The organism is Billgrantia kenyensis (assembly GCF_013697085.1).
GTDB classification, from domain to species: Bacteria; Pseudomonadota; Gammaproteobacteria; order Pseudomonadales; family Halomonadaceae; genus Halomonas; species Halomonas kenyensis.
Window position 1 is genome coordinate 48855 of the sequence record NZ_JACEFT010000010.1, and the last position, 24551, is coordinate 73405.

At 65.0% G+C, this 24551-nt stretch carries 22 protein-coding genes; 16 read left to right on the forward strand and 6 right to left on the reverse strand.

The genetic code is table 11. From position 1 onward, the window contains the following. Positions 1 to 33: 33 nt before the first annotated feature. Both serB and H1D44_RS09840 read left to right on the forward strand, forming a co-directional pair. Entirely contained in the window at positions 34 to 1254 is a 1221-nt protein-coding gene (gene serB, locus H1D44_RS09835) for a phosphoserine phosphatase SerB (protein ID WP_181514677.1), read from the forward strand. 95 nt (positions 1255 to 1349) lie between these two features. After that, positions 1350 to 1607 (forward strand): TIGR02647 family protein, encoded by a 258-nt coding sequence (locus H1D44_RS09840; protein ID WP_181514678.1) that lies wholly within the window; start codon positions 1350 to 1352, stop codon positions 1605 to 1607. An 84-nt stretch (positions 1608 to 1691) separates the two neighbouring features. Here H1D44_RS09840 and H1D44_RS09845 read toward each other — a convergent pair whose 3' ends face one another. Beyond that, entirely contained in the window at positions 1692 to 2546 is an 855-nt protein-coding gene (locus H1D44_RS09845; RefSeq protein ID WP_181514679.1) for an SDR family oxidoreductase, read from the reverse strand. Between the two features lie 542 nt (positions 2547 to 3088). Here H1D44_RS09845 and H1D44_RS09850 point away from each other — a divergent pair. Next, positions 3089 to 3946, forward strand: coding sequence for an ion transporter (locus H1D44_RS09850; protein WP_181514680.1), 858 nt, complete (start codon positions 3089 to 3091; stop codon positions 3944 to 3946). Between the two features lie 336 nt (positions 3947 to 4282). Further along, positions 4283 to 5989: a 2-isopropylmalate synthase gene (gene leuA / locus H1D44_RS09855; protein ID WP_181514782.1), complete on the forward strand. Its 1707-nt coding sequence runs from the start codon at positions 4283 to 4285 to the stop codon at positions 5987 to 5989. On the opposite strand, the gene epmB is transcribed toward leuA, so the two are convergent. After that, the gene (gene epmB / locus H1D44_RS09860) at positions 5986 to 7032 is read right to left on the reverse strand and encodes an EF-P beta-lysylation protein EpmB (RefSeq protein ID WP_181514681.1); all 1047 of its coding nucleotides are present in this window, start codon (positions 7030 to 7032) and stop codon (positions 5986 to 5988) included. The genes leuA and epmB overlap by 4 nt on opposite strands. 103 nt (positions 7033 to 7135) lie before the next feature. Between epmB and efp the strand changes: the two genes are divergently transcribed. After that, entirely contained in the window at positions 7136 to 7702 is a 567-nt protein-coding gene (gene efp, locus H1D44_RS09865; protein WP_181514682.1) for an elongation factor P, read from the forward strand. A 312-nt stretch (positions 7703 to 8014) separates the two neighbouring features. After that, on the forward strand, positions 8015 to 9001 hold the full coding sequence (epmA, locus tag H1D44_RS09870; protein WP_181514683.1) for an EF-P lysine aminoacylase EpmA: 987 nt from the start codon (positions 8015 to 8017) through the stop codon (positions 8999 to 9001). A 35-nt stretch (positions 9002 to 9036) separates the two neighbouring features. On the opposite strand, the gene asd is transcribed toward epmA, so the two are convergent. The 3 genes from asd to rsgA form a co-directional block, all read right to left on the reverse strand. Beyond that, positions 9037 to 9894, reverse strand: a complete 858-nt coding sequence (asd, locus tag H1D44_RS09875; RefSeq protein WP_181514684.1) for an archaetidylserine decarboxylase — start codon at positions 9892 to 9894, stop codon at positions 9037 to 9039. 247 nt (positions 9895 to 10141) lie between these two features. Further along, the gene (locus H1D44_RS09880) at positions 10142 to 10972 is read right to left on the reverse strand and encodes a sulfurtransferase (RefSeq protein ID WP_181514685.1); all 831 of its coding nucleotides are present in this window, start codon (positions 10970 to 10972) and stop codon (positions 10142 to 10144) included. 29 nt (positions 10973 to 11001) lie between these two features. After that, positions 11002 to 12033, reverse strand: coding sequence for a small ribosomal subunit biogenesis GTPase RsgA (gene rsgA / locus H1D44_RS09885; protein ID WP_181514686.1), 1032 nt, complete (start codon positions 12031 to 12033; stop codon positions 11002 to 11004). 88 nt (positions 12034 to 12121) lie between these two features. Here rsgA and orn point away from each other — a divergent pair, with 88 nt between their 5' ends. Further along, a complete protein-coding gene (gene orn, locus H1D44_RS09890; RefSeq protein WP_181514687.1) occupies positions 12122 to 12706 on the forward strand; it encodes an oligoribonuclease in 585 nt (194 codons plus the stop codon). Between the two features lie 157 nt (positions 12707 to 12863). Here the strand turns inward: orn and queG are convergent, their stop codons facing one another. Then, positions 12864 to 13964 (reverse strand): tRNA epoxyqueuosine(34) reductase QueG, encoded by a 1101-nt coding sequence (gene queG / locus H1D44_RS09895; protein ID WP_181514688.1) that lies wholly within the window; start codon positions 13962 to 13964, stop codon positions 12864 to 12866. Positions 13965 to 14065: 101 nt separating this feature from the next. On the opposite strand from queG, the gene H1D44_RS09900 reads away from it, so the two are divergent. From H1D44_RS09900 to hflC, 9 genes are all read left to right on the forward strand, one after another. Next, the gene (locus tag H1D44_RS09900) at positions 14066 to 15628 is read left to right on the forward strand and encodes an NAD(P)H-hydrate dehydratase (protein ID WP_181514689.1); all 1563 of its coding nucleotides are present in this window, start codon (positions 14066 to 14068) and stop codon (positions 15626 to 15628) included. Next, the gene (tsaE, locus tag H1D44_RS09905; RefSeq protein WP_181514783.1) at positions 15609 to 16109 is read left to right on the forward strand and encodes a tRNA (adenosine(37)-N6)-threonylcarbamoyltransferase complex ATPase subunit type 1 TsaE; all 501 of its coding nucleotides are present in this window, start codon (positions 15609 to 15611) and stop codon (positions 16107 to 16109) included. The genes H1D44_RS09900 and tsaE overlap by 20 nt, the downstream gene beginning before the upstream one ends. Continuing rightward, positions 16109 to 17587, forward strand: coding sequence for an N-acetylmuramoyl-L-alanine amidase (locus tag H1D44_RS09910; RefSeq protein WP_181514690.1), 1479 nt, complete (start codon positions 16109 to 16111; stop codon positions 17585 to 17587). The genes tsaE and H1D44_RS09910 overlap by 1 nt, the downstream gene beginning before the upstream one ends. Continuing rightward, entirely contained in the window at positions 17584 to 19515 is a 1932-nt protein-coding gene (gene mutL / locus H1D44_RS09915) for a DNA mismatch repair endonuclease MutL (RefSeq protein WP_181514691.1), read from the forward strand. Before H1D44_RS09910 ends, mutL begins: the two co-directional genes overlap by 4 nt. A gap of 13 nt (positions 19516 to 19528) precedes the next feature. Further along, entirely contained in the window at positions 19529 to 20470 is a 942-nt protein-coding gene (gene miaA, locus H1D44_RS09920) for a tRNA (adenosine(37)-N6)-dimethylallyltransferase MiaA (RefSeq protein WP_181514692.1), read from the forward strand. A gap of 89 nt (positions 20471 to 20559) precedes the next feature. Continuing rightward, entirely contained in the window at positions 20560 to 20811 is a 252-nt protein-coding gene (gene hfq / locus H1D44_RS09925; protein ID WP_181514693.1) for an RNA chaperone Hfq, read from the forward strand. Between the two features lie 8 nt (positions 20812 to 20819). Beyond that, positions 20820 to 22136 (forward strand): ribosome rescue GTPase HflX, encoded by a 1317-nt coding sequence (gene hflX / locus H1D44_RS09930; protein ID WP_181514694.1) that lies wholly within the window; start codon positions 20820 to 20822, stop codon positions 22134 to 22136. Positions 22137 to 22286: 150 nt separating this feature from the next. Beyond that, positions 22287 to 23513, forward strand: a complete 1227-nt coding sequence (gene hflK / locus H1D44_RS09935; protein WP_181514695.1) for an FtsH protease activity modulator HflK — start codon at positions 22287 to 22289, stop codon at positions 23511 to 23513. After that, positions 23514 to 24398 (forward strand): protease modulator HflC, encoded by an 885-nt coding sequence (hflC, locus tag H1D44_RS09940; protein ID WP_181514696.1) that lies wholly within the window; start codon positions 23514 to 23516, stop codon positions 24396 to 24398. Positions 24399 to 24551: the final 153 nt, after the last annotated feature.

A 24551-nucleotide genomic window follows, 5' to 3' on the forward strand; every position in this document is an offset into this window, starting at 1 on the left:
CCGCCGCAGTCCTGGATAGTTCCTGAGGCAAGCATGACAAGACGACTGCTGATACGCGCCACCGGCGCGGCACGACCCGGCCAACTGGCCGGCCTGGGCCAGGCCCTGGCGCGCAGCGGCGCACGGCTGCTCGACATCAACCAGAGCGTGACCTTCGGCATGGTCTCGCTGGAGGCCCTGGTCGGGCTCGATCGCGACAACGATCTGGAAGCGGCACTCAGCGAGGCCGGCGACAGCCTCGGCCTCGATGTCCAGGCCATTCAGGTCAGCGCCGAGGACTACCAGCGCTGGAGCGTCCAGGCCAGCCAGCCGCGGCTGATCCTGACCCTGCTGGCACCGCACCTGCCTGCAGGCATCCTGGCCGAGGTGGGGGCATTGACCGCCGAGCATGGTCTCACCGTGGAGCTGATCCACCGTCTGTCGGGGCGTGAACCCCTGGATGGCGGTGCGCCTTCCTTCGGCTCCTGCGTGGAGTGCTGGCTGCGCGGGGAGGAGATCGATCTCGAGAGCCTGCGGGAAAAGGCACTGGCGCTGGGCGCCATGCACGGCGTCGATATTGCCATCCAGGAAGACTCCATCTGGCGGCGCCATCGGCGCCTGGTCTGCTTCGACATGGATTCGACCCTGATCCAGGCCGAGGTGATCGACGAGCTGGCACGCCGCCACGGCGTCTACGCAGACGTAGCAGAAGTCACCGAGCGCGCCATGCGCGGCGAGCTCGACTTCCAGCAGAGCTTTCGCGAGCGTATGGCCAAGCTCAAGGGGCTGGATGAGTCGGTGCTGGCGGAGATCGCCGAAGAGCTGCCGATGATGGATGGTGTCGAGCGACTGATGAAGCACCTCAAGCGTCTGGGCTATCGCACGGCCATCCTTTCCGGCGGCTTCACCTACTTTGCCCGTCATCTGCAGGAGAAGCTCGGCTTCGATGAGATCCATGCCAACGAGCTGGTCATCGAGAAGGGCAAGGTCACCGGCGAGGTGCGTGAGCCCATTCTCGATGCCAGCCGCAAGGCCGAACTGCTGCGTGAGATTGCCGTGCGCGAAGGGCTTGCGATGGAGCAGACCATCGCCGTGGGCGACGGCGCCAACGACCTCAAGATGCTGGCCGCCGCCGGCCTGGGCATTGCCTTTCGCGCCAAGCCGCTGGTGCGCAGCCAGGCGCGCCAGTCGATCTCGACGCTGGGTATCGATGCCGTCCTCTACCTGATGGGCTATCGCGAAGGGGATCTGGAAGACGACGTCCGCGCCGGCTGAAAGAGCGGGCTGGTTAAGCTCGGGGAAGTGGCGTACCTTCGAAGGGGCTCACTTGAAGAGCTTATCTCGAAGGACCTATCGCACTGGAGGTGGCCATGGCCCAAGCGCATTTCTCTGCCGAACGGCTGGACGAGCTGAACCTGCTCTGCCTGTTCAACCTCGACACCAGCCAGGAGGGCATCAAGGTGCACTCAAGTGCTGCGCCGGAGGCGGTTTCTGCCGCCGAGCGGCTGCATGCCAAGGGGCTGGTGACCCAGGCCGACGGAGGCTACCTCACGCCCCGGGGGCGTGAAGCCGCTCACCACGCCCAGGAGCTATCTGGGCTGCTGGATCCTGCCAAGCTGACCACCTGACCGGACCATTTGGGCTGGTCATCCGACCCGAACCAAAACGTGACGGCCGCCTTTCGGGCGGCCGTCGCGCGTCAGGTCCTCGGCTCAGGTATTCAACACCACGCCGCCGTTCAGGTGCAGTGTCTGCCCACTCATGTAGGAGGACTCCTCGCAGGCCAGGTAGACGTAGGCTGGCCCCATCTCCGAAGGCTGGCCGGCGCGGTTCATCGGCACCTGGCGGCCGAAGGAGGCGACCTTCTCGGCGTCGAAGCTGGCCGGGATCAGCGGCGTCCACACTGGCCCCGGGGCCACCGAATTGACGCGAATCCCTTTCTCGGCCAGCGGTACTGCCAGCGAGCGCACCAGCCCCTGGATTGCGCCCTTGGTGGCGGTGTAGTCGATCAGCGTCGGATTGCCCTTGAAGGCATTGATCGAAGAGGTGCAGATAATGGAGTCGCCCTCGCCCATGTGGGGCAGGGCCGCCTTGGTCAGGTAGAAGTGGCTGAACACGTTGGTCTGGAAGGTGCGCTGGAGCTGGTCAGGGGGAATCTCGGTGATGTCGTCCCAGTCGTACTGCTCGGCGGCGTTGTGCACCACCACGTTGAGCTTGCCGAATTCCGCCAGGGCCCTGTCGACGATCTCGTCGCAGAATGACGGCTCGCCCACGTCGCCCTTGAGCACCAGGCAGCGGCGCCCTTCGGCTTCCACGAGACGCTGGGTGTCGCGGGCATCGGTGTCCTCTTCCAGGTGCACGATGACGCAGTCGGCGCCCTCGCGGGCGTAGTGCACCGCCACGGCGCGGCCTATGCCGCTGTCGCCACCGGTGATGATCGCGACCTTGTCCTTGAGCTTGTCGGCGCCGCGGTAGCTCTCGCGAATGTACTCAGGCTGCGGCTCCATCTTGTACTCCGCGCCGGGCTGGTGGGACTGCTCCTGTGGGGGTTGCTTCTGATCGTTCATGTACTGAACTCCTTTTCCTTGGGAAACACTGCATAAATGTCTGCGCGTGCGAATCACTGCGTTGCGCGGTGCTGGTGCGCCAGCCCGGTCGAAATCCTCACCTATACCCCATAGGTTCCGGTTGACTCGCACCCTTCGGCTTCTCTCCCCTTCGGGGCCAGCCTACGGCTGTTTGTCGCTTCGCTCGGTACTGTGCTCCGGGCGCCTTGCGACCCACAGGGATGTGGGAAGTGCGTTGGTTCGTCGGGAACGAACCTAGCCGCTTCATCCCGCTCGCTGATTTATCAGCGCTTCCCTTGTACGTGATGACTAAAAAGTAGGCGGCACGTGACTGAAGGCTCAAGAGAGGGAGCGTGTATAAAGGTTTCACTGCCGTAACCTTGGGTGCGACTACGAAGTGTGGATGGGCACGCCTTCGTTTTCTGCTCGTGCTACCATCACGCCGGCCCAAGCGTCGGTTTGCTATCCAGCCTGTCCAGGCCTGAGTCGAGCGATCCGGCGTGGTTTTGTGTCCCCTGTCATTGTGTGCTTCGAGACGACTCATGAGCGCTTCCTTCGAAACCTGGCGCGAGCGCTTCGAGCGGCTGCGCGCCAACAAGATCTTCGAACTCACGGTGATTGCGATCATCGTGCTCTCGGCCCTGCTGATCGGGGCGAGAACCTATGAGGAGATCACTCACTTCCAGCAGTGGCTGCGGGTGCTGGATGTGGCGGTGACGGTATTCTTCCTGGTGGAGATACTGATCCGCATGGCGGCTGAGCGACGTCTGCTCGATTTCTTCAAGAAGGGCTGGAACGTCTTCGACTTCCTCATCGTCACCGCCAGCCTGATCCCCATGGACGACTCCGAGATGGTGCTGCTGGCGCGGCTGCTGCGCATCTTCCGCGTGTTGCGCCTGGTGTCGATGATCCCCGAGCTGCGCATGCTGATGGCAGCGCTGTTCAAGTCGATTCCGCGCATGGGCTACGTGGCGCTGCTGATGTTCATCATCTTCTACATCTACGCGGCCATCGGCAGCTTCCTGTTCCATGACGTCGACGAGCGGCTGTGGGGCAACATCTCGCTGGCCATGCTGACGCTGTTCCAGGTTGCTACCTTCGAGAGTTGGGCCACGGCGGTGCTCTACCCCACCATGGAGCACTATCCCTACGCCTGGATATTCTTCCTCACCTTCATCTTCCTCAACGCCTTCATCTTCCTCAACATGATGATCGGCATCGTGCTCGACGTGATGCAGAAGGAGAGCATCCAGATCGAACTGGAGAGCGGCGAGGGCGAGGCGGCGGAGCTGCACGGCCTGCGCGACGACGTGCGCCAGCTGCGTGACCAGCTGTCACGCATGGAGACCCTGCTAGAGCAAAACCGGGCGGGAGGAGTTGACAAGGCGGGCCAAGGCTGATTCCCTAGTAGCCATGAACACGACACTGTACCGCCTCGACCTACGACTACTACTAGCCCGCCGCTGAGCGTGCTGGGCGATGCCTGCTGCATCGCTGTCTGTCCAGGTCAACTCGAGGTCGTACAATGTCACCCACCGTTATTGCTCGTTTCATCCGCTGCGTAGCCGGTCGCCGCCCACAGCCGACCAGGGTCGTTTTTCATCGACCTGGTAAAGTGTGCTGCAGCACCCGCAAGATACCTGACCTTATTCTCGACACCCCGAACGGCATGTGCCTTCGGGGTGCCTTCGCTCGTGACCGAATCTGATCGCCGCATTGCCAGGGAGAACACCGCCATGATGCTCGACAACCCCGCCGCCAAGTACCGCCCCTTCGTTGCCGTCGACTTGCCCGATCGCCAGTGGCCGAATCGTCGGATCGAGACGCCGCCGCAGTGGTGCAGCGTCGACCTGCGCGATGGCAACCAGGCGCTGATTGACCCCATGGATCACGAGCGCAAGCAGCGCTTCTTCGATCTGCTGGTGAAGATCGGCTTCAAGGAGATCGAGGTAGGCTTCCCTTCGGCGTCGCAGACGGACTTCGATTTCGTGCGTGCCCTGATCGAAGAGGGCAAGGTGCCGGATGACGTCACCATTCAGGTGCTGACCCAGGCGCGTCCACACCTGATCGAGCGTACCTTCGAGTCGCTGAAGGGGGCCAAGAACGCCATCGTGCACGTCTATAACGCTACTGACCCGGTCTTCCGCCGCGTGGTGTTCAACGTCAGCAAGGAGGAGTGCATCGGCATTGCCGTCGGTGCCACTACCCAGATCCGCGAGCTGATGGACGCCGCGCCGGAAACTAACTGGACCTTCCAGTACTCGCCTGAGCTGTTCACCACCACCGAGATGGACTTCGCCAAGGAGGTGGTCGAGGCGGTGATGGAGGCCTACGGCGCCACGGCCGAGAAGAAGATGATCGTCAACCTGCCGGCCACGGTGGAGGCGGCCACGCCCAACAACTACGCCGATCAGGTCGAGTGGTTCTGTCGAAACGTCAAGAATCGTGACCACCTGATCGTCAGCGTGCATCCACATAATGATCGTGGAACCGGTGTGGCGGCGGCGGAGCTCACCGTGATGGCCGGCGCCGACCGCGTCGAGGGCACGCTGTTCGGCAACGGCGAGCGTACCGGCAACGTCGACATCGTGACGCTGGCCATGAACCTCTATACCCAGGGCGTGCACCCGGGACTCGATTTCTCCAACATCACGCCGATCATGCGTCAGGTGGAGTACTGCAACCAGCTGCCGGTGCACCCGCGCCACCCCTACGTGGGCGACCTGGTGTTCACCGCCTTCTCCGGCTCCCATCAGGATGCGATCAAGAAGGGCATGGCCGAGCGTCGCGCCAACCCTGAAGCCATGTGGGAAGTGCCCTACCTGCCCATTGACCCGCTGGACGTGGGGCGCAGCTACGAGGCAGTAATTCGCGTCAACAGCCAGTCGGGCAAGGGCGGGGTCTCCTACCTGCTCGAGCAGGAGCACGGTATCGAGCTGCCGCGCCGCCTCTCCATCGAGTTCAGCCAGGTGGTGCAGGAAGTGGCCGACCGTACCGGGCGCGAGATCACCTCGCAGATGATCTACCAGGCCTTTGCCGACGAGTACCTGGAGCGCACCTCACCCTATGCGCTGGTCAACCATCGCCTCGCTTCCGAAGCCGATAGCCCCCGGGTCAAGCTCGAGGCCAATATCGATGAGCACGGCGAGCGGCGCGCCATCGGCGGCGAGGGCAACGGTCCGCTGGCGGCCTTCATCAAGGCTCTGGCAGCGGCCGGCCACGACGTGGAGATCATCGACTACCACGAGCACTCCCGCGGCCAGGGCTCCGACGCCGAGGCGATCGCCTACGTGGAGGTGCGCATCGACGGCAAGGCGGTGTTCGGCGTGGGCACCGACGAGAGCATCACCAGCGCCTCGATGAAGGCGGTGATGAGCGCCATCAACCGTCATGTCTCCACCCAGCCGGCGGCGGCCAATGTGACGGCGGAGACCTTGGCCTAAAGCGGCGTCTTGCTCGCCTCGCCGGGGATCTCCCTGACCAGGCGTGGCAACAGGAAGCCTGGCAGTACTTCCCGCAGGCCCGCGACCAGTTCGCGGGCCTCTTCGTCGGCCACGTCGAAATGTGCCGCACCAGTGACCGGGTCGAGCACGTGCAGGTAGTAGGGCAGTACGTCGGCCTCGAACAGCCGCTCGGAGAGCTCGGCCAGCGCCTCGACGGAGTCATTGACCCCGCGCAGCAGAACGCTCTGGTTGAGCAGGGTGGCGCCGGCGGCCTTGAGCCGTGCACAGGCGTCGACCACGGACTGGTCGATCTCCCGGGCATGATTGATATGCAGCACTACCACCTTCTGCAGCCGTGTGGCGGCGAACCAGCCGAGCAGGGCGTCGTCGACCCGGTCGGGGATCACCACCGGCAGTCGGGTGTGGATACGCAGACGCTTGAGGTGGGGAATCGCCTCTAGCCGCTCGGTCAGCCAGGCGAGCTGGCGGTCGCTGGCAGCCAGCGGGTCGCCGCCGGAGAGAATCGCTTCATGGAGGCTCGGGTCCTCGCGTAGCGTGTCCAGCGAGCGCTCCCACTGGGCCCGAGAGGGGCTGTTGTCGTCGTAGGGGAAGTGACGGCGGAAGCAGTAGCGGCAGTTCACCGCGCAGGCCGGGCTTGCGATCAGCAGCACCCGCCCGGCGTACTTGTGAATCAGCCCAGGCCCCGGCGTGTGTTCGGCTTCGGCCAGGGGATCCGCCACATAGCCGGGGACACTCTCGCCTTCGGCGGCGAGCGGCAGCACCTGGCGTAGCAACGGGTCCTGTGGGTCGGCGTAACGCATGCGGGCCAGGAACGCCTCGGGCACGCGCACCTCGAACAGCGCATGGCCACGCTCGGCGCCGAGCAGCCAGGCCTCGTCCAGCCCCAGCCGGCGGCACAGTTCACGCGGGTCGCGAACCGCTCGCGACAGCTGTGTTTGCCAACTGGACTCAAGCGTCAGGGGCGCCACGTCGGCGCCAGGCGGATCCGTTCTCTGCAAAAGGGCGGAGCTTCGGGTTATCATGCGGCACACCAGTCACGAAGGGCGAGGACTCGAGACCTCGTCGATACGATTTACTTGCGCGCCCGCTGCTTGCTGCGGCGCGCCCAATCATTCGAGAGGCAACATGGCTAGCTATTCTACCAACGAATTCAAGGGCGGTCTGAAGGTGATGCTGGACGGCGACCCCTGTGCGATCGTCGAGAATGAATTCGTCAAGCCGGGCAAGGGGCAGGCATTCAACCGCGTCAAGCTGCGCAACCTGATTACCGGCCGGGTGTGGGAGCGGACCTTCAAGTCTGGCGAATCCCTTGAAGGCGCCGATGTCATGGATCTCGAAATGGAGTACCTCTACACCGATGGGGACATGTGGTATTTCATGAAGACCGATGGCTCCTTCGAGCAGTACGCGGTAGAGAAAAAAGCCCTGGGCGATACTCTCAAGTGGCTCAAGGAGCAGGTCGCCTACACCGTGACGCTGTGGAACGATAACGCCATCAGCGTGACGCCGCCCAACTTCATTGAGCTGGAAGTGGTCGAGACCGACCCGGGCCTGAAGGGCGATACCGCCCAGGGCGGCTCCAAGCCGGCAACCCTCTCTTCCGGCGCCGTGGTGCGGGTGCCGCTGTTCATCAATCAGGGTGAAGTGCTGAAAGTCGATACGAGATCCGGCGAATACGTCTCCCGCGCTTGAGGTGTGGCCCTTCCTGCGCTCGCTCATACGTCGTTGAATCCCGAGACGGCTTGCTCATTTAGCGCTGCTAAACTCCGCTGCCTTACTCGGAATTCGCCTCGTCTGAGCATCGCTCGGAGAGGGCGCTAGGACGGTCTGTGGGGGTAGCGGCGTAGGGGACAGGTCGTAGAGAGGGTTTTTTGCCATGGATGGCAAAAATAGCGTACAGGGATGTATTCACAGCGCCCTCTCATAGACCTGTCGCCGGCAAGCCGCGGTTCAACGTAGGCCACGCTATTCCGGCGTGGCCTTCATCGTTCTGGAGACCGTGTCATGGCAACCGACTGGCGCCCCACGGCGAGTATCGAGATGCTGCGCGAGCGGGCGCGGCTGCTGGCGGAGGTGCGGGCGTTCTTCGCCGCGCGCGGTGTACTGGAGGTGGAGACGCCGGTGCTGGGTCACGGCGGCAGCACCGACGTGCACCTGGCCTCGCTGTCGCTGGAGGCGACCACGCCGGCGGGGCGCGAGCGGCTGTGGCTGCAGACCTCGCCGGAATTCCACATGAAGCGGCTGCTGGCCGAAGGCTCAGGGCCGATCTTTCAGCTCGCACGCAGCTTCCGCGACGGCGAGGTAGGCAGCCGCCACAACATCGAGTTCACCATGCTGGAGTGGTATCGCCCGGGCTTCTCCCTCGACGAGCTGATCGAGGAGACCGTGGCGCTGATGCGTCAGGTGCTCGGCCGGGAACAGGGGGATGAGGCGGGGCCGCTTCGCCGTCGGCGCTATCGCGAGCTGTACCGTGAGGCGCTGGGATTCGACCCCTTCCGCGTCGAGCTCGGTGAGCTGCGGCGGCAGGCCGGCCTGCGCGGCGGGCTCGACATGGGCGATGCCGCCCGCGACGACTGCCTTGACCTGCTGATGAGCCTTGCCATCGAGCCCACACTGGGGCGCGAGGGAGTCGACGTGGTGGTGGACTACCCGGCGAGCCAGGCAGCCCTGGCCAGGCGGCATCGCGATCCGGAGGACGGTGAGTGGGTTGCCTCGCGCTTCGAGGTATATCTCGCCGGGCTGGAGCTTGCCAACGGCTACGACGAGCTCATCGATGCTGACGAGCAGCGTGCTCGCTTCGCCGAGGACAACGCCGCCCGGCGCCAGTTGGGCCTGCCCGAAGTGGACGTCGACCGGCGTCTGCTGGCGGCGCTGGAGCACGGCATGCCGGCCGGCAGCGGTGTGGCGCTGGGCATCGACCGGCTGATTCAGCTGGCGCTGGGAAAAGCGAGCGTGGCGGAGGTGATGGCTTTCGCCACGCCGCGCTGCTGATACAGACTTCGTCTAAAAAAATCGCCGGACGAAGGCTAGACGAACTCCGGGCCAGGATCGGGTACCCCACCCAGCGACTGTCCCATGCTGACCTTGGTCTTGGGCGCCAGCGCGGCGTCGAAATCGACCTTGCCGCCGAAGGCCAGCACCACCGTGGAGCCGAGCTTGAAGCGGCCCATTTCCGCACCGCGCTCCAGATGGATCGGCTGGTCGAAGCGGATGCGCTGTACCTGACCCGAGAGCGGCGTGACCTGGCCGGCCCATACCGTCTCGATGGCGGCCACGATCATGGCGCCGACCAGCACCACGGCCATGGGGCCGTGCTCGGTATCGAAGTGGCACACCAGGCGCTCGTTGCGGGCGAACAGGTTGGGCACATGGTCGGTAGTGGCGGCGTTGACCGAGAACAGCCGCCCCGGCACGTAGACCATCTCGGTCAGGGTACCGGCCAGCGGCATGTGCACGCGGTGGTAATCCTTGGGCGAGAGGTAGACATTGGCGTAGCTGCCGCCGCTGTAGCGCTTGGCTGCCTCGGCGTCGCCACCCAGTAGGTCGATCATCGAGAAGTGGTGCCCCTTGGCCTGCAACAGCTTGTCGGCCTCGACGGGGCCGAACTGGGACAGGTTGCCGTCGGCGGGGCACAGCAGGCCCTCGCCCAGGGGGCGGGCGTCCGGCTTCAGCTCCCGAGTGAAGAAGTCGTTGAAGGTGGCGTAGGCGGTGGGGTCCGGCTCGGCGGCTTCGCCCATGTCGACCTTGAACACCTTGATGAAGGCGCGAATGAGCGCATTCTTGAGCCAGGCGACGCGGGTTTCGGCAAGGCAGCCCACCAGCCGCGACAGCAGGTGATGGGGAATCGGATACTGGATCAGGGCGAAGAACTTGGCGAGAGACAAGGTAAGTCCATTCCATGCAGGCAAATTTTGCGCGATCTGTGAGGCAGTGAAGCGACCTTATCGAGGACGCTGGCCTGAGGGAGCCGGGTAGCGCAAATCGACAGATGTCGATTTAGGACGTGCGCGTCGCGACAGGCAAGAGGGACCTTGATCCTGCCCGGCGCGTCACCCGGCTCTCGAAGGCCAGGGTTTCGTTCTCGATTGTCGCGAATCGCCTCGCATGACCGCCCAGCGATGAGGGGGTAGTTTACTTCTCTATCGGCGTATCGTCGCGGTTGCCCCACTCCTTCCAGGAGCCGGCATAGCCGCGGATTTTCTCGAAGCCCAGCGCCTTGCCCACCAGCCAGGTGAAGCCGCTGCGGTGGTGGCTCTGGCAGTGAGTGACCACTTCCATGTCCGGGGTGAGTCCCAGCGCCTCGAGTTCGGTGATCAGCTCGGCGTAGTCGCGAATGCGCAGCGCACGCTCCTTGTCCATGGCTTCGGTCCACTCCATGTTGACCGCGCCGGGGATGTGTCCGAGCTGCTTGTTCTCGCCCTTCTCGCCGCGATACTCCGCCGGCGAACGGGCGTCCCACACGGCGAAGCCCTTTTCGCCCAGCCGCTCCTGCAGCTCCAGTCGGTCGATGGCGACTTCGGGGTGGAGAACTTCGGCCTCGTACTCGCTGGGCGTCGCTGCGCTCGGCTCATGGGACACGGGCTGGCCGGCCTGGCGCCATGCGTGAATGCCGCCGTTGAGGTAGGAGTAACGGGTATGGCCGACCAGCTCCAGGGTCCACAGCAGGCGTCCGGCCCAGCCGCCGCCCTCGTCGTCGTAGGCCACCACGTGGGTGTCGCGGGTCAGGCCCAGCGACGACAACAGCCGTGACAGCGCCTCTGGGCTCGGCACCTCGTTGGGCACTTCGCCCTCGCCGCACATCAGGCGACGGAAATCGAGGAACACGGCGCCGGGCACATGGCCCTCCTCATAGCTTTCCGACCTCAGCGGCACGTCGACGATCAACAGCTGGGGGTCGTCCAGGTGCTCGGCGAGCTGCTCGGGTTCGACGATCAGCGGCAGCAGATTCTCTTCGGAACTCATGGCGCTCTCCTTGTATCGATCGGGCCGTATCAGGTCTCGTTGAGACTATCGACGATATGACGATAGCTGGCAAAACGTTCGGGGTGGATGTCGCCGCGCTCCACGGCCTCGAGCAGGGCGCAGCCCGGCTCCTGGCGGTGGCGACAGTCGCGAAAGCGGCAGTGGCCGAGATAGTCACGAAACTCGATGAAGCCTTCGGTGACTTGCTGCTCGTCCAGGTGAATCAGGCCGAATTCGCGAATACCCGGCGAGTCGATGAGTTCGGCATCGTCGGCAGCGGGTAGCCGGTAGAGGCGCGCCGTGGTGGTGGTGTGGGTGCCCTTGCGCGAGTCCTTCGACAGCGCGCCGATGCGCAGCGACTCGTCGGGCAGCAACCGGTCGATCAGCGACGACTTGCCCACGCCGCTCTGGCCAACGAACACCGAAGTGCGGCCGGCCAGGCACTCCAGCAGGGCATCGAGCCCTTCGGCGCGGGCCGTGGTCGTGGTTACCACCGGATAGCCGAGCGCTTCGTAGCGAGCCAGCAACTCGCCCAGTTCGCCGCCGTCCTCGGGCAGCAGGTCGATCTTGTTGAGTACCAGCGCCGGGGCAATGCCAGTAGCCTCGGCGGCGACCAGGTAGCGATCGATCAGGTTGGGGTGTGGTGCCGGCTCCACGGCGAAGACAATCAGGATCTGGTCGATGTTGGCCGCTACCGGCTTGAGCTGACCGCGCGGGTCGGGGCGCTCCAGCACGTTCTGGCGGTCACTGCGCGCCACCACCACGCCTTCGACGATGTTGCCTTCGATATCCTGGGCCGCTCGCCAGATGACCCGATCGCCGGTCACCAGACCTTCGAGATTGGCGCGCAGGTGGCAGCGCACGATTTCTTCCCCCGCTCCCTGCACATCGAGCGTGCGGCCGAAATGCGCGATGACCCGCCCAGTCCGCTCGGGACCGTACTCACCGGCAGCCAGCTTCGAGCGATCCTGTTCGTCGCGCTGCTCGGCGCGCTTGGCCCGCTCGGCCTGTATCTTCTCGATCCGCCAGCGCTGCTGGCGGCTCAACTTGCGTTTGCTCATGGGCGCCCGAAGATCGTTACAATGACGGCATTGTACTCAGCGTGGCCCAAGCTGTCCTGCCGCGCCCTTCAACTCTGGAGCCTGAACGATGTCCGACACTGCTGCGCCGCGCGAGGACCTGCTGGTATGGATCGACCTCGAGATGACCGGACTCGACCCCGAGCGCGAACGCATCATCGAGGTAGCCACCCTGGTCACCGACAATGACCTCAACCTGGTGGCCGAGGGGCCGGTGATCGCGGTGCACCAGCCCGATAGCCTGCTCGCCGGGATGGATGCCTGGAACCAGAAGACCCACGGCGAGTCGGGCCTGGTCGAGCGAGTGAAGCAGAGCCGGATCGATACTGCCGAGGCCGAGCGGCAGACCCTCGAGTTCCTGAAGCGACACGTGGTGCCCGGTGCCTCGCCCATGTGCGGCAACAGCGTGCATCAGGACAGGCGCTTCCTCGAACGCGAGATGCCCGAGCTGCTGGCTTTCTTCCACTATCGCAACCTGGATGTCTCCACCCTCAAGGAGCTGGCCAAGCGCTGGAATCCGGGGGCGCTGGCCGGCTTCAGCAAGCGCAACACCCACCAGGCGCTGGACGACATTCGCGAATCGCTGGCGGAGCTGGCCCACTATCGCAATACCTTTTTGCGTCTGGCCGGCAGCGAGCGCGACGAGGAGGAGTAGGGGCAATACCTGGCTTGTGACACTTCGAGGTGAGCGGCGCCGGGGACAGCTCGAAGAGGAGGTCCTTTTCCAGGGATGGAAAAGGTAGCGCCCAGGGATGGGTTTACAGCGCCTCCTCGTAGAGCTGTCCCCGGAAAAGCCGCGCCCCAGCCACCAATCAGACGCTGGGGATGACCCTGCCACGCTTCTCCCGCTGCCGTTCGAGCGCCCAGCGCACGTGTTCGCGCACCAGGTCGGAGGGGTAGGCGAGGCGGGCGCGCAGGGCCGCCTCCACGCTCTCGCTCCAGGGAGCGTTGCCCAGCCCCACCGCCAGGTTGCGCAGCCAGCGCTCGTAGCCGATGCGGCGGATCGGGCTGCCGGCGGTCTTGTCGAGGAACTCCTCTTCGCCCCAGGCGAACAGCGACACCAGGCTGGCGCGGTCGAGGTCATGACGCGGGGCGAAGTCATCCTCCGCCGTGGCTCGGGCGAAGCGGGTGAAGGGGCAGACCAGTTGGCAGTCGTCGCAGCCGAACACGCGGTTGCCCATGGCCTCGCGATAGCGTTCGGGAATGGCGCCGAACAGCTCGATGGTGAGATAGGAGATGCAGGCGCGGGAGTCGACTACCTTGTCCTCGACGATGGCGCCGGTGGGGCAGGCCGTACGACAGGCGCTGCAGTTACCGCAGTGCTCGCTGTCGAAGGGCGGGTCGACGGGTAGCGGCAGGTCGACGTAGAGCTCGCCGAGAAAGAACAGCGAGCCGGCCCGGGGATTGAGCAACATGGCGTTCTTGCCCACCCAGCCGAGCCCGGCCTTGCGTGCCAGGGCGCGCTCCATCACCGGCGCCGAGTCGACGAAGGCGCGGTAGCCGAAGGCGCCGATCTCGTCCTCGATCCACTTGGCCAGCGTCGCCAGGCGCTTGCGCATCAGCTTGTGGTAGTCGCGGCCCACCGCATAGCGCGACACATAGGCCGTCTCCGGTTGCCCCAGCACCTTGGCGCTCTCCACCTCGGCGGGCAGATAGTCCAGACGCACGCTGATCACCCGCAGCGTGCCCGGCACCAGCTCTTCGGGCCGGGTGCGCTTGGTGCCGTGCTTGGCCATGAACCTCATCTCACCGTGATAGCCGGCTTCGAGCCAGCGCTGCAGATGGCGCTCGTCCTCGGACAGGTCGACGTCGGCAATGCCGACCTGCTGGAAGCCGAGCTCGCGGCCCCACGTCTTGATGCGAGAGGCCAGCTCGCTCAGGCCGGTGTCGTCAAGCGGCGAAAGGGAGGTCATGATAGAGAAAAAACCGGGCAAAAAAGTCGCGGGGGGATTGGCTTGAGCGCCGTGGCGCTTACACTCCCCATGATAAAGCAACACCGGCAGGGAGACACGGGATGTCCGGGAATCGTTCCAATGAGATTCAGCTGAACCTGCGGCCGCTATACCGGGCGGAACAGGTAAGAGAGCTCGATCGCCGCACCATCGCTGGCGGCGTCGAGGGTTTTGCCTTGATGCAGCGGGCCGCGACGGCCGCCTGGCAGAGTCTCAAGTCACGCTGGCCCGGGGTAAAGCGAATCAGCGTGCTGTGCGGCGGCGGTAACAACGGTGGCGACGGCCATGTGCTGGCGGCGCTGGCGGCGGTGGCGGGGGTGCAGGTCCAGCGCATTGCCCTGAAGTCGCCGGAAACGCTCGAGGGTGATGCCGCGCTCGCTGCTGAAATGGCCGCGGCGGCGGGCGTGACACTGGAGCCGTGGCGCAAGGGGATTGCCTTCAGCGGCGAGGTGGTCGTCGATGCGCTGCTGGGTACCGGCCTGGAAGGCGAAGTTCGCGGTGACTTCCGCGATGCGATCGAGGCGGTCAACGCCAGTGGCCTGCCGGTGCTGGCCATCGACATCCCTTCCGGCCTGGCTGCCGATACCGGGGCCGAACTCGGTGTGGCAGTACGCGCGACGCGTACCGTGACCTTCATCGGTGACAAGATCGGTCTGCACACCGGGCGCGCCCCGGCCTTGACCGGCGAAGTGCATTTTCGTGCCCTTGGCGTCGATGCACGCGGGCATGACGACCTCCAGCCTGAGGCCGAGCTGCTCGACGAGAAGCTGCTGCAGGCCTGGCTGCCACCGCGCGCGCGCGATGCCCACAAGGGGGCCATGGGGCATGTGCTGGTGCTGGGCGGCGCACCGGGTTTCGGCGGTGCGGCGCTGCTGGCCAGCGAGGCGGCGGCACGCCTGGGGGCTGGCAAGGTCAGTCTCGTAACCGCCCCAGAGCACGTCACCGCCTGCCTTTCCTATCGCCCCGAGGTGATGGTTCATGGCCTGCGCGGTGTGGCCGAGCTTGGCGATCTGCCGGCCATGGCCGATGTGCTGGTGGTCGGCCCCGGTCTCGGCAAGGCCGCCTGGGGGCAGGGCATGCTGCAGGCGGCATTGACCGAGTCCAAGCCGCTGGTGGTGGATGCCGATGGCCTGAACCTACTCGCTTCTTGCTTTGGTGAACTGCGTCGCGACGACTGGATCCTGACGCCACACCCCGGCGAGGCGGGGCGTCTGCTCGGCTGTAGCGCGGCGGAGGTGGAAGCCGACCGGCCCGCGGCGGCACGCGAGCTGCAGCGGCGTTACGGCGGCGTGGCGGTGCTCAAGGGAGCCGGCACCCTGGTGGCTGGGCCGGAAGGCATGACCGTCTGCCCCTACGGTAACCCTGGGATGGCCTCCGGCGGTATGGGGGACGTGCTCTCCGGTATTCTCGGTGCGCTCCTCTCCCAGGGCCTTGCGCTGGAAATCGCAGCCAGGCTGGGCGTCATGGTGCATGCCATGGCCGGTGACATGGCGGCACGCAGCGCGGGGGAGCGTGGCCTGCTGGCGGCCGATCTGGCATCCTATGCCCGAGTTATCGTCAATCCAGGTTTCGAGCCGGGGTTACATGTGCTTGCTGGGGGGCATGATGCGCTTAAGACTCGATGACGAGTGCCGGCAGGTGGTTTTCGGGGAGTGCCTGGGCAAGGCCATGCAGGGGCGAGGGCGCCTCTATCTCGAGGGCGAGCTGGGCGCCGGCAAGACCACCCTGGCCCGAGGGATTCTCAAAGCCTGCGGACACCTCGGCGCGGTCAAGAGTCCCACCTATACGCTGGTCGAGCCCTATGAACTGAGCGCAGGCCGAGTCTACCATTTCGACCTCTACCGCCTCGGCGACCCCGAGGAGCTGGAGTTCATCGGCGGCCGCGACCTCTTCTCCGACGATGCGCTGTGCATCGTAGAGTGGCCGAGCCGTGGCGCTGGTTGGCTGCCGGGCCCCGACCTGTGGGTTACGCTGTCGCTATGCGAGGTGGGCCGCGAGGCCAGGCTCGAGGCTTTGACCGAGCATGGGCGTGCGGTACTCGAAGCTTTGGGCCGGGATCCCGCCCTGGCCGACCTGATCAGCGATGGAGAGCGTGAAACGTCGTGATGAGCACTCGACCCTTGCCCATGGGCCAAGACGGGAAACTGAGCGTTTTGTGCCTATTGATCCTCTCCTTCTTCCTGCTGTTTGGCTTGAGCGTACCGGCTCAGGCGGCGCAGGTGGACAATGTCCGCCTGTGGGCAGCGCCGGACCATGCGCGCCTGGTCTTCGACCTTTCCGCCGATGCCGAGGCCAATGTCTTCTTACTGGACGATCCCAAACGCCTGGTGATCGATCTCGACGAGAGCCGGCTCAATACCGACCTGGGAAGCCTGGATCTGGATGGCAGTGCCATCACTGGCGTGCGTAGCGGCATACGCGACGGTAGCGGGCTGCGCGTCGTTCTGGAGCTTTCAAGAGCAGTGGAGCCGCGCCATTTCACGCTGCCGCCCAACGAGCAGTATGGCCATCGCCTGGTGGTGGACATGGAGTACCCGGGCGAAAGCGCGGTGGAGAATCCCATCGACCCGATCGAGGCAATGATCCGCGAGCAGGAGATTGCTGCCACTCGCCACCGAAGTGAGCCAGACTCCGAGGCGCCGCGTGTGGATCCCGAAGTGGTCGCCCGCAAGCCGGCGGCACCGCACCCGCGCCGCGACATCATCATCGCCATCGACCCTGGGCATGGTGGCGAAGACCCTGGTGCGATCGGGCCCGGGGGGACGCGTGAGAAGGACGTGGTCCTGGAGATCAGCCGACGCCTGCAGCGCCTGGTCGATAACACCGAAGGTTTCCGTGCGGTGATGATTCGCGATGGCGACTACTTCATCGGACTGCGCCAGCGTACCCAGATCGCCCGCGAGCAGAAGGCCGATTTCTTCGTCTCCATTCACGCCGATGCTTTTACCAGCCCGCAGCCCAACGGCAGTGCCGTCTATGCACTCTCCCAGCGCGGCGCCACCTCCGAGACAGCCCAGTGGCTGGCCGAGAGCGAGAATCGCGCCGACCTGATCGGTGGCGTCGACGGCAACCTTTCTCTCAAGGACAAGGACGAGATGCTGCGCGGGGTGCTGCTGGATCTGACCATGACCGCCACGCTCAACGATTCGCTCTCCATCGGTGGCCAGGTGCTGGACCAGCTGGGCAAGGTCAATCGGCTGCATCGAAGCCGGGTGGAGCAGGCTGGCTTCCGGGTGCTCAAGTCGCCCGACATTCCGTCGCTGCTGATCGAGGCGGGGTTCATCTCCAACCCCGACGAGGAGCGTCGTCTGCGCGACTCGGGCCATCAGCAGCGGCTTGCCGAGTCGATCTTCGCCGGCATCGAGTCGCACTTCCGCGGGAACCCACCGCCGGCGAGCCTGCTGGCCTGGCAGCGAGACAACCGTCGCACGCCCTCCAGCAACGAGTATCGCATCCAGCCTGGTGACACTCTGTCCCAGATCGCCGCCCGCCATGGCGTGCCGGTGGGGCAGCTCAAGCAGGCCAACGAGATCAATGGCGACGTGATTCGCGTCGGTCAGGTGTTACGGATACCACGCTCATGATGGTCGTTGATGAAGCTCGCCGCATTCGAATTCTCGATCCCCGCCTGGCCAACCAGATCGCTGCCGGCGAAGTGGTGGAGCGTCCGGCATCGGTGGTAAAGGAGCTGGTCGAGAATGCCATCGATGCCGGTAGCACCCGGGTCGAGGTGGAGCTCGAGGCCGGCGGTTGCCGCTTGATTCGCGTACGCGACGACGGTAGCGGCATTGCCGAGGCCGACCTGCCGCTGGCGCTGTCGCGTCACGCCACCAGCAAGATCGCTTCGCTGGAGGACCTGGAAGGCGTGGCGAGCCTTGGTTTTCGCGGCGAGGCACTGGCCTCGATCAGTTCGGTATCGCGACTCGAACTCGTGGCCAACGTCGAGGACGATCCCCGGGGCGGCTGGCGGGTGGTGGCGGAAGGGCGCCAGATGGAGCCCCGCGTCAGCCCGGCGCCGCACCCTCGCGGTACCTCGGTGACGGTGCGTGACCTGTTCTTCAACACCCCGGCACGGCGCAAGTTCCTGCGCACCGAGAAAACCGAGTACGGTCACGTTGAGGAAGCCTTTCGTCGCCTGGCGCTGTCGCGCTTCGACATCGCCTGGGTGTTGCGCCACAACCAGAAGACCGTTCACCAGCTGCCACCGGGCGAAGATCCGGCGCGCCGCGAGCGACGCATCGCGGCGCTGCTGGGCAAGTCCTTTCTCGACAATGCCCTGCACCTCGACATTGCTGCCGGCGGCCTGCGTCTGAGCGGCTGGGTAGGCCTGCCCACTCACTCACGCTCGCAGGCCGACCAGCAGTATTTCTTCGTCAATGGCCGGGTGGTGCGTGACCGGCTGGTGGCCCATGCCATCCGCCAGGCCTACCGCGACGTGCTGTTCCACGGTCGCCATCCGGTATTCGTGCTCTATCTCGAGGTCGACCCCACGGTGGTCGACGTCAACGTCCATCCCACCAAGCACGAGGTGCGCTTTCGCGACGGCCGCCTGGTACATGACTTCCTCTTCTCCAGCCTGCACCGAGCTCTGGCCGAGGCGCGCCCGGCCGAGCCCGTGCCGGGCCAGGGCGAGCGACTGGCAGGCGAGCAGGGCGCGGATGCGCCAGGTGCCGCCGAGGTGCACGAGACACCGGGGCGCTGGCAGCAGCGGCCGATGGCGCTGCACGATGCTCCTGAGGCGACCGAAAGATTGACCCCCGACCGGGTGCGTGCCTTCATGGATGGTTATCGTGCGCTCCACCCCGACCATGAAGAGCGCCTGCTTACCCCGCAGGCGCCGGGGAAGGGCAGCACCCCAGTGGCGTCAGCGACGGCACTGCCGGAGGCGGTGGCCCCGGTGCTACCCGAGCACGAGGAGGGCAGCGGTATCCCGCCGCTGGGCTTCGCCATTGCCCAGCTTCACGGGATCTACATCCTCTCCCAGACCGCTCAGGGCATGATCATCGTCGATATGCATGCGGCTCACGAACGCATCGTCTACGAGCGCATGAAGAATCAGGTCCACGCTGGTGCGCTCGAGGCGCAGCCGCTGCTGGTGCCGGTATCCATGGCAGCGAGCCATGCCGAGGTGGCTACCGCAGAGGTCGAGCGTGAAGCCTTCAGTCGCCTGGGTGTCGAGCTCGATGTGGCCGGGCCCGAGACATTGCTCGTACGCCAGGTGCCGGCGCTGCTGGCCGATGCCGACGCCGAGCCCCTGATTCGCGACATGCTGGGCGATCTGGAACGCTACGGGCGCTCCGACAGGCTGGAGGCTCGGATCAACGAGTTGCTGGCGACCATGGCTTGCCACGGCAGCGTGCGCGCCAACCGGCGTCTGAGCGTGGCCGAAATGAATGCGCTGCTGCGCGACATGGAGCGTACCGAGCGCAGTGGGCAGTGCAACCATGGTCGACCCACCTGGACCGAGATGTCGCTCAAGCAGCTCGACCGACTGTTCCTGCGTGGCCAGTGAGGAGGCGTCCTGCATGACCGACAGACGCCCGCTGGCCATCCTGCTGATGGGGCCCACTGCCGCCGGCAAGACGGACCTGGCGTTCGCGCTGCATGAGCGGCTCGACTGCGAGTTGATCAGCATGGATTCGGCCATGGTCTACCGCGGCATGGATATTGGCAGTGCCAAGCCGTCGCCCGAGGAACTGGCACGAGCCCCACACCGGTTGATCGATATCAGGGATCCGGCCGAGCCCTACTCCGCGGCGGACTTCCGCGAGGACGCTCGTCGCGAGATGCGGCAAATTACCGCAGTTGGGCGGATTCCCGTGCTGGTAGGCGGCACCATGATGTATGCCAAGCGCCTGCTCGAGGGGGTTGCCAACCTGCCTCCCGCAGACCCGGCGATACGCGCCGAGCTGGCGCGAGAGGCCGAATTCGGTGGCCTTGCCGCGCTGCATGCCGAGCTTGCCAGGGTCGACCCCGAAGCCGCCGGGCGCATTCACCCCAACGATCCACAACGGCTGATGCGGGCGCTGGAGGTGTATCGGGCCAGTGGAGAGACCTTGTCCGAGCTATGGCGTCGGCAGCAGCCTGAAACCTTTCCCTGGAAGGTGTTGTCGATAGGAGTCACGCCCTATGATCGCCGTGTTCTGCATGAGCGAATCGCCTTGCGCTTCGAGGCCATGCTATCGGCAGGCCTGGTGGCGGAAGTCGAGGCCTTGAGAGCGCGAGGCGACCTGCACCCCGGTCTGCCATCGATGAAGAGCGTGGGCTACCGTCAGGTGTGGGAATACCTTGACGCCGGCCATGGTGAAATCGAGTCGTTGCGCCACCGCATCATCGTGGCCACCCGGCAGCTGGCCAAGCGTCAACTGACCTGGCTGCGCAGCTGGCCGGGGCTGCATTGGGTCGATAGCCAGCAACGAGATAGGCTGGGCCAGATTCTGAAATTCGTGCGTGAATCTGGCTCTTAGCGTAAGATGTTGGCTTCGAGTGGCCGGGCGACCAGCCGAGAAAGAGCACAACTTCCACCCCTCATAAGAATGTTTTAGGGAGAGGTAACATGTCCAAAGGGCAGTCCCTTCAAGACCCATACCTGAATATCCTGCGCAAGGAGCGCATTCCGGTTTCGATTTTCCTGGTCAACGGCATCAAGCTGCAGGGGCAGATCGAGTCTTTCGATCAGTTCGTCATTCTGCTGCGCAACACCGTCAGTCAGATGGTCTACAAGCACGCCATCTCCACGGTGGTGCCTTCGCGCAACGTGCGGCTGCCGCCGCAGGATCCCGCGGCCCAGCAGGACAGCAATGCGTGAGGTATTGATTGTTTTTTGAACGACCCGATGCCGGCGAAACGGCAATACTGGTTCATGTCGACTTCCAGGATGAGCGCGAACGCGAGGATCCGGGTGAGTTCATGGAACTGGTCCGTTCCGCCGGTGCCGAGCCGGCCATGCTGCTCACCGGCAGCCGGCATCGGCCTGATTCACGCACTTTCATCGGCACTGGCAAGATGGAAGAGCTGCGCGACGCCCTGAAGGTTCACGGTGCGGAGCTGGTCATCTTCAACCACGCCTTGAGGCCCTCCCAGGAGCGCAACCTGGAGCGGGAGCTCAAGTGCCGGGTGCTTGATCGCACCGGGTTGATTCTCGACATCTTCGCCCAGCGTGCCCGTACCCACGAGGGTAAGCTTCAGGTCGAGCTGGCGCAGCTGGAGTACATGTCCACCCGCCTGATCAGAGGCTGGACGCACCTCGAGCGCCAGAAGGGTGGCATTGGCTTGCGCGGTCCCGGTGAGACCCAGCTCGAGACCGACCGCCGTCTGCTGCGGGCTCGTATCAAGGCGATTCACAAGCGGCTCGACAAGGTGCGCAGTCAGCGCAACCAGAATCGACGCGCTCGTGCCAGGGCAGAGATTCCCAGCGTCTCACTGGTCGGTTATACCAACGCCGGCAAATCGACGCTATTCAACGCCCTGACGTCGGCAAGGGTCTATGCGGCCGATCAGTTGTTCGCTACGCTCGATCCGACGCTGCGGCGGCTGGAAATCGGCGACGTTGGCCCGGTGGTGCTGGCGGACACCGTGGGCTTCATCCGTCATCTTCCCCATAAGCTGGTGGAAGCCTTCCAGGCCACGCTGCAGGAAGCCGCCGAGGCATCGCTGCTGGTGCATGTGATCGATGCCGCTGACCCGGATCGCGACCTCAATGTCGCTGAGGTGGAAGGGGTGCTCGATGAAATCGGTGCGCTGGACGTGCCGATGCTGAAGGTGATGAACAAGATCGACCTGCTCGACAGCGCGCCGCGAATCGAGCGCGACGCTCAGGGCCGGCCCGAGGTGGTCTGGCTGTCGGCACGTGATGGGCGCGGCCTAGAGCTGCTCGAACAGGCCCTTTCGGAATGTCTGGCGGAGGACGTGATCGCCTTCGACATCAGCCTGTCTCCGCAGCAGGGCCGCCTGAGAGCAGGGCTGCACGAGCTGGGAGCCGTGCAACAAGAACATTATGAAGAGGGCGGACAGGTGCGGCTCGAGATTCGCATGCCGCGCCGAGACTTCCTGCAGCTGATGGCCCGGTTGGGAGAGCGGGCGGAAGATTATCTTCCGTTCGAGCTACGCGAACGGCCGGTATGGGATGCGTAACAGCTGCAGACTTCCTGGTCGCCTGGATTGGCTTCCCCTAGAGACAATGGCATCAGGCGCCCCTTGGGCGCCATGACAGGATAGCAACCGACAACCCTGAGCGGCGGCTCGATACGCCGGCGGGGAGGTAACGCAGAGTGGAGACGACGTATGGCTTGGAATGAGCCGGGTGGCGGCAACCAGCATGACCCCTGGAGCGGTGGGGGCCGGCGCGGCGGAGGTAATGGTGGCGGTGGCGGCCGTGGTGGTAACCAGGGGCCACCCGACCTTGACGAGGCCCTGAAGAAATTTCAGGACAAACTCAATAGCATGCTCGGCGGACGCGGCGGCAAGGGCGGCGGTGGTCAAGGGGGTAAGGGCGGCGGTCGCCCTCGCAATACCTTTGCGCTGCCAGGGCTGCTGGTAGTCATCGCCCTGGGTATCTGGGGGGCAATGGGCTTCTATCTGGTCGACCAGGCCGAACGAGGCGTGGTACTCCGTTTCGGTGAGTTCCAGACCGTGGTGGGCCCCGGCCTGCACTGGAATCCGCCGTTGATCGACGATGTGCGCATGGTCAACGTGACCCGCGTGCGCTCGCTCACTCAGACCCAGTCGATGCTGACCCGCGACGAGAACATCGTCGAAGTCGAGATCTCGGCACAGTATCAGGTCAACAACCCCCGCGACTTCGTGCTCAACGTGCGCAATCCGCAGCTCTCCATCGAGAACGCATTGGATTCCGCCCTGCGTCACGTGGTGGGTGGCACGGACATGATCGAGATCCTGACTTCGGGTCGTGAGATTCTCGGTAGCTCGGTGGCGAGCCGCCTGCAGACCTACCTGGACAGCTACGGCACCGGGATTCGCCTGCAGACCATCAACATCGAGTCGACCTCTGCGCCGGCGCCTGTCATCGATGCCTTCGACGACGTGATCCGGGCCCGCGAGGATCGTCAGCGGACCATCAACGAGGGCATGGCCTACGCCAACGCCATCATCCCGGCCGCCCAGGGTCAGGCGCAGCGTCTGGTCGAGCAGGGCCAGGGTTACCGCGAGTCGGTAGTGGCCGAAGCCCAGGGTCAGGTCAACCGCTTCAACGCGCTGCTGGCCCAGTACCGCAACGCGCCGGAGATCATGCGTGAGCGTCTCTACATCGACGCCATGGCTGACGTCTTCGCTCGCACGCCGAAGGTGCTGATCGACGTGAGCGACGATGCTCCGCTGATGTACCTGCCGCTCGACCAGCGCCCCGGCGGCCAGACTGGCGGCGGCGAAGGCAACGGTGAGGCGGCTCGCGGCGAAAGCGGTGAACTCGACCCGCGCGTGCTCGAGCGCCTGCGTACGACCAGCTCGGCGCAGGGTGGCAATACCGGTGGCATCCGCAGGGAGGGTCGCTAAATGATCAACAATCGTTCCTTGATCATCGTAGGCGGCCTGGCCGCCGTGGCCTGGCTTGCCAGCAACAGTCTCTATGTGGTCGACGAGACCGAGCGCGCGGTCAAGCTGCGCTTCGGTGAAGTCATCGAGGAGAACATTCAGCCCGGCCTGCACTTCAAGGTGCCGATCACTCAAACGGTGCGCAAGTTCGATACTCGTGTGCTGACGCTGGACACCGACACCAGCCGTTATCTGACCCTCGAGCAGAAAGCGGTGATCGTGGACTCCTACGTCAAGTGGCAGGTGGTCAACCCCACCCGCTACTACGAGGCGACCGCCGGTGACGAGATGATGGCTATTCGCTTGATTCAGCCGCGGGTCGACGAGAGCCTGCGTAACGAGTTCGGCCGCCTCGACCTGCAGCAGATCATCGCCGAGCGTCGCGACGACCTGATGATCCGCCCGACCCAGGAGCTCGACTCGCTGATGCGCGAGGAGCTGGGGGTGTCGATTCTGGATGTTCGGGTCAAGCGGATCGACCTGCCGGAAGACGTATCGGCGGCGGTCTTCGACCGCATGCGCTCCGAGCGTGAGCGTGAAGCCCGCGAGTGGCGTGCCCAGGGTCAGGAGGAGGCCGAGCGCATTCGCGCCAACGCCGATCGTCGGCGCCAGGTGCTGCTGGCCCAGGCCACCGAGCGTGCCGAGACCCTGCGTGGTGAAGGCGATGCCGAAGCCGCAGCGATCTTCTCCGAGTCCTATGGCCAGAATCCGGAGTTCTTCACCTTTTGGCGCAGCCTGAACGCCTATCGCGACAGCTTCGATGGCGACCGGGACATGCTGGTGCTGGATCCGAGCACCGACTTCTTCCGCTACCTGCGCGGCCCCGGCGTCCAGAACGAGGAGTGATGCGATCCTGTCGGCCAGCCGCCTGGCTGGCCGACAGGCGACCCGCATGGATGGCGGGGTTCATCCGGCCGACAAACGTGGTAGAATCCGTAAACCGGGCGTGGCCCGGTTTTTTTGTGGGCATTTTTTACCTTCGCCACGTCTTTACCCGCC

Coding starts and splice junctions, on each gene's coding strand:
- miaA (WP_181514692.1), top strand. CDS start 19,529: ATGACCGACAGACGCCCGCTGGCCATCCTGCTGATGGGGCCCACTGCC.
- efp (WP_181514682.1), top strand. CDS start 7,136: ATGGCTAGCTATTCTACCAACGAATTCAAGGGCGGTCTGAAGGTGATG.
- rsgA (WP_181514686.1), bottom strand. CDS start 12,033: ATGAGCAAACGCAAGTTGAGCCGCCAGCAGCGCTGGCGGATCGAGAAG.
- epmA (WP_181514683.1), top strand. CDS start 8,015: ATGGCAACCGACTGGCGCCCCACGGCGAGTATCGAGATGCTGCGCGAG.
- orn (WP_181514687.1), top strand. CDS start 12,122: ATGTCCGACACTGCTGCGCCGCGCGAGGACCTGCTGGTATGGATCGAC.
- leuA (WP_181514782.1), top strand. CDS start 4,283: ATGATGCTCGACAACCCCGCCGCCAAGTACCGCCCCTTCGTTGCCGTC.
- epmB (WP_181514681.1), bottom strand. CDS start 7,032: ATGATAACCCGAAGCTCCGCCCTTTTGCAGAGAACGGATCCGCCTGGC.
- H1D44_RS09910 (WP_181514690.1), top strand. CDS start 16,109: ATGAGCACTCGACCCTTGCCCATGGGCCAAGACGGGAAACTGAGCGTT.
- hflK (WP_181514695.1), top strand. CDS start 22,287: ATGGCTTGGAATGAGCCGGGTGGCGGCAACCAGCATGACCCCTGGAGC.
- hfq (WP_181514693.1), top strand. CDS start 20,560: ATGTCCAAAGGGCAGTCCCTTCAAGACCCATACCTGAATATCCTGCGC.
- H1D44_RS09840 (WP_181514678.1), top strand. CDS start 1,350: ATGGCCCAAGCGCATTTCTCTGCCGAACGGCTGGACGAGCTGAACCTG.
- hflC (WP_181514696.1), top strand. CDS start 23,514: ATGATCAACAATCGTTCCTTGATCATCGTAGGCGGCCTGGCCGCCGTG.
- serB (WP_181514677.1), top strand. CDS start 34: ATGACAAGACGACTGCTGATACGCGCCACCGGCGCGGCACGACCCGGC.
- mutL (WP_181514691.1), top strand. CDS start 17,584: ATGATGGTCGTTGATGAAGCTCGCCGCATTCGAATTCTCGATCCCCGC.
- H1D44_RS09900 (WP_181514689.1), top strand. CDS start 14,066: ATGTCCGGGAATCGTTCCAATGAGATTCAGCTGAACCTGCGGCCGCTA.
- tsaE (WP_181514783.1), top strand. CDS start 15,609: ATGCGCTTAAGACTCGATGACGAGTGCCGGCAGGTGGTTTTCGGGGAG.
- H1D44_RS09845 (WP_181514679.1), bottom strand. CDS start 2,546: ATGAACGATCAGAAGCAACCCCCACAGGAGCAGTCCCACCAGCCCGGC.
- H1D44_RS09880 (WP_181514685.1), bottom strand. CDS start 10,972: ATGAGTTCCGAAGAGAATCTGCTGCCGCTGATCGTCGAACCCGAGCAG.
- H1D44_RS09850 (WP_181514680.1), top strand. CDS start 3,089: ATGAGCGCTTCCTTCGAAACCTGGCGCGAGCGCTTCGAGCGGCTGCGC.
- queG (WP_181514688.1), bottom strand. CDS start 13,964: ATGACCTCCCTTTCGCCGCTTGACGACACCGGCCTGAGCGAGCTGGCC.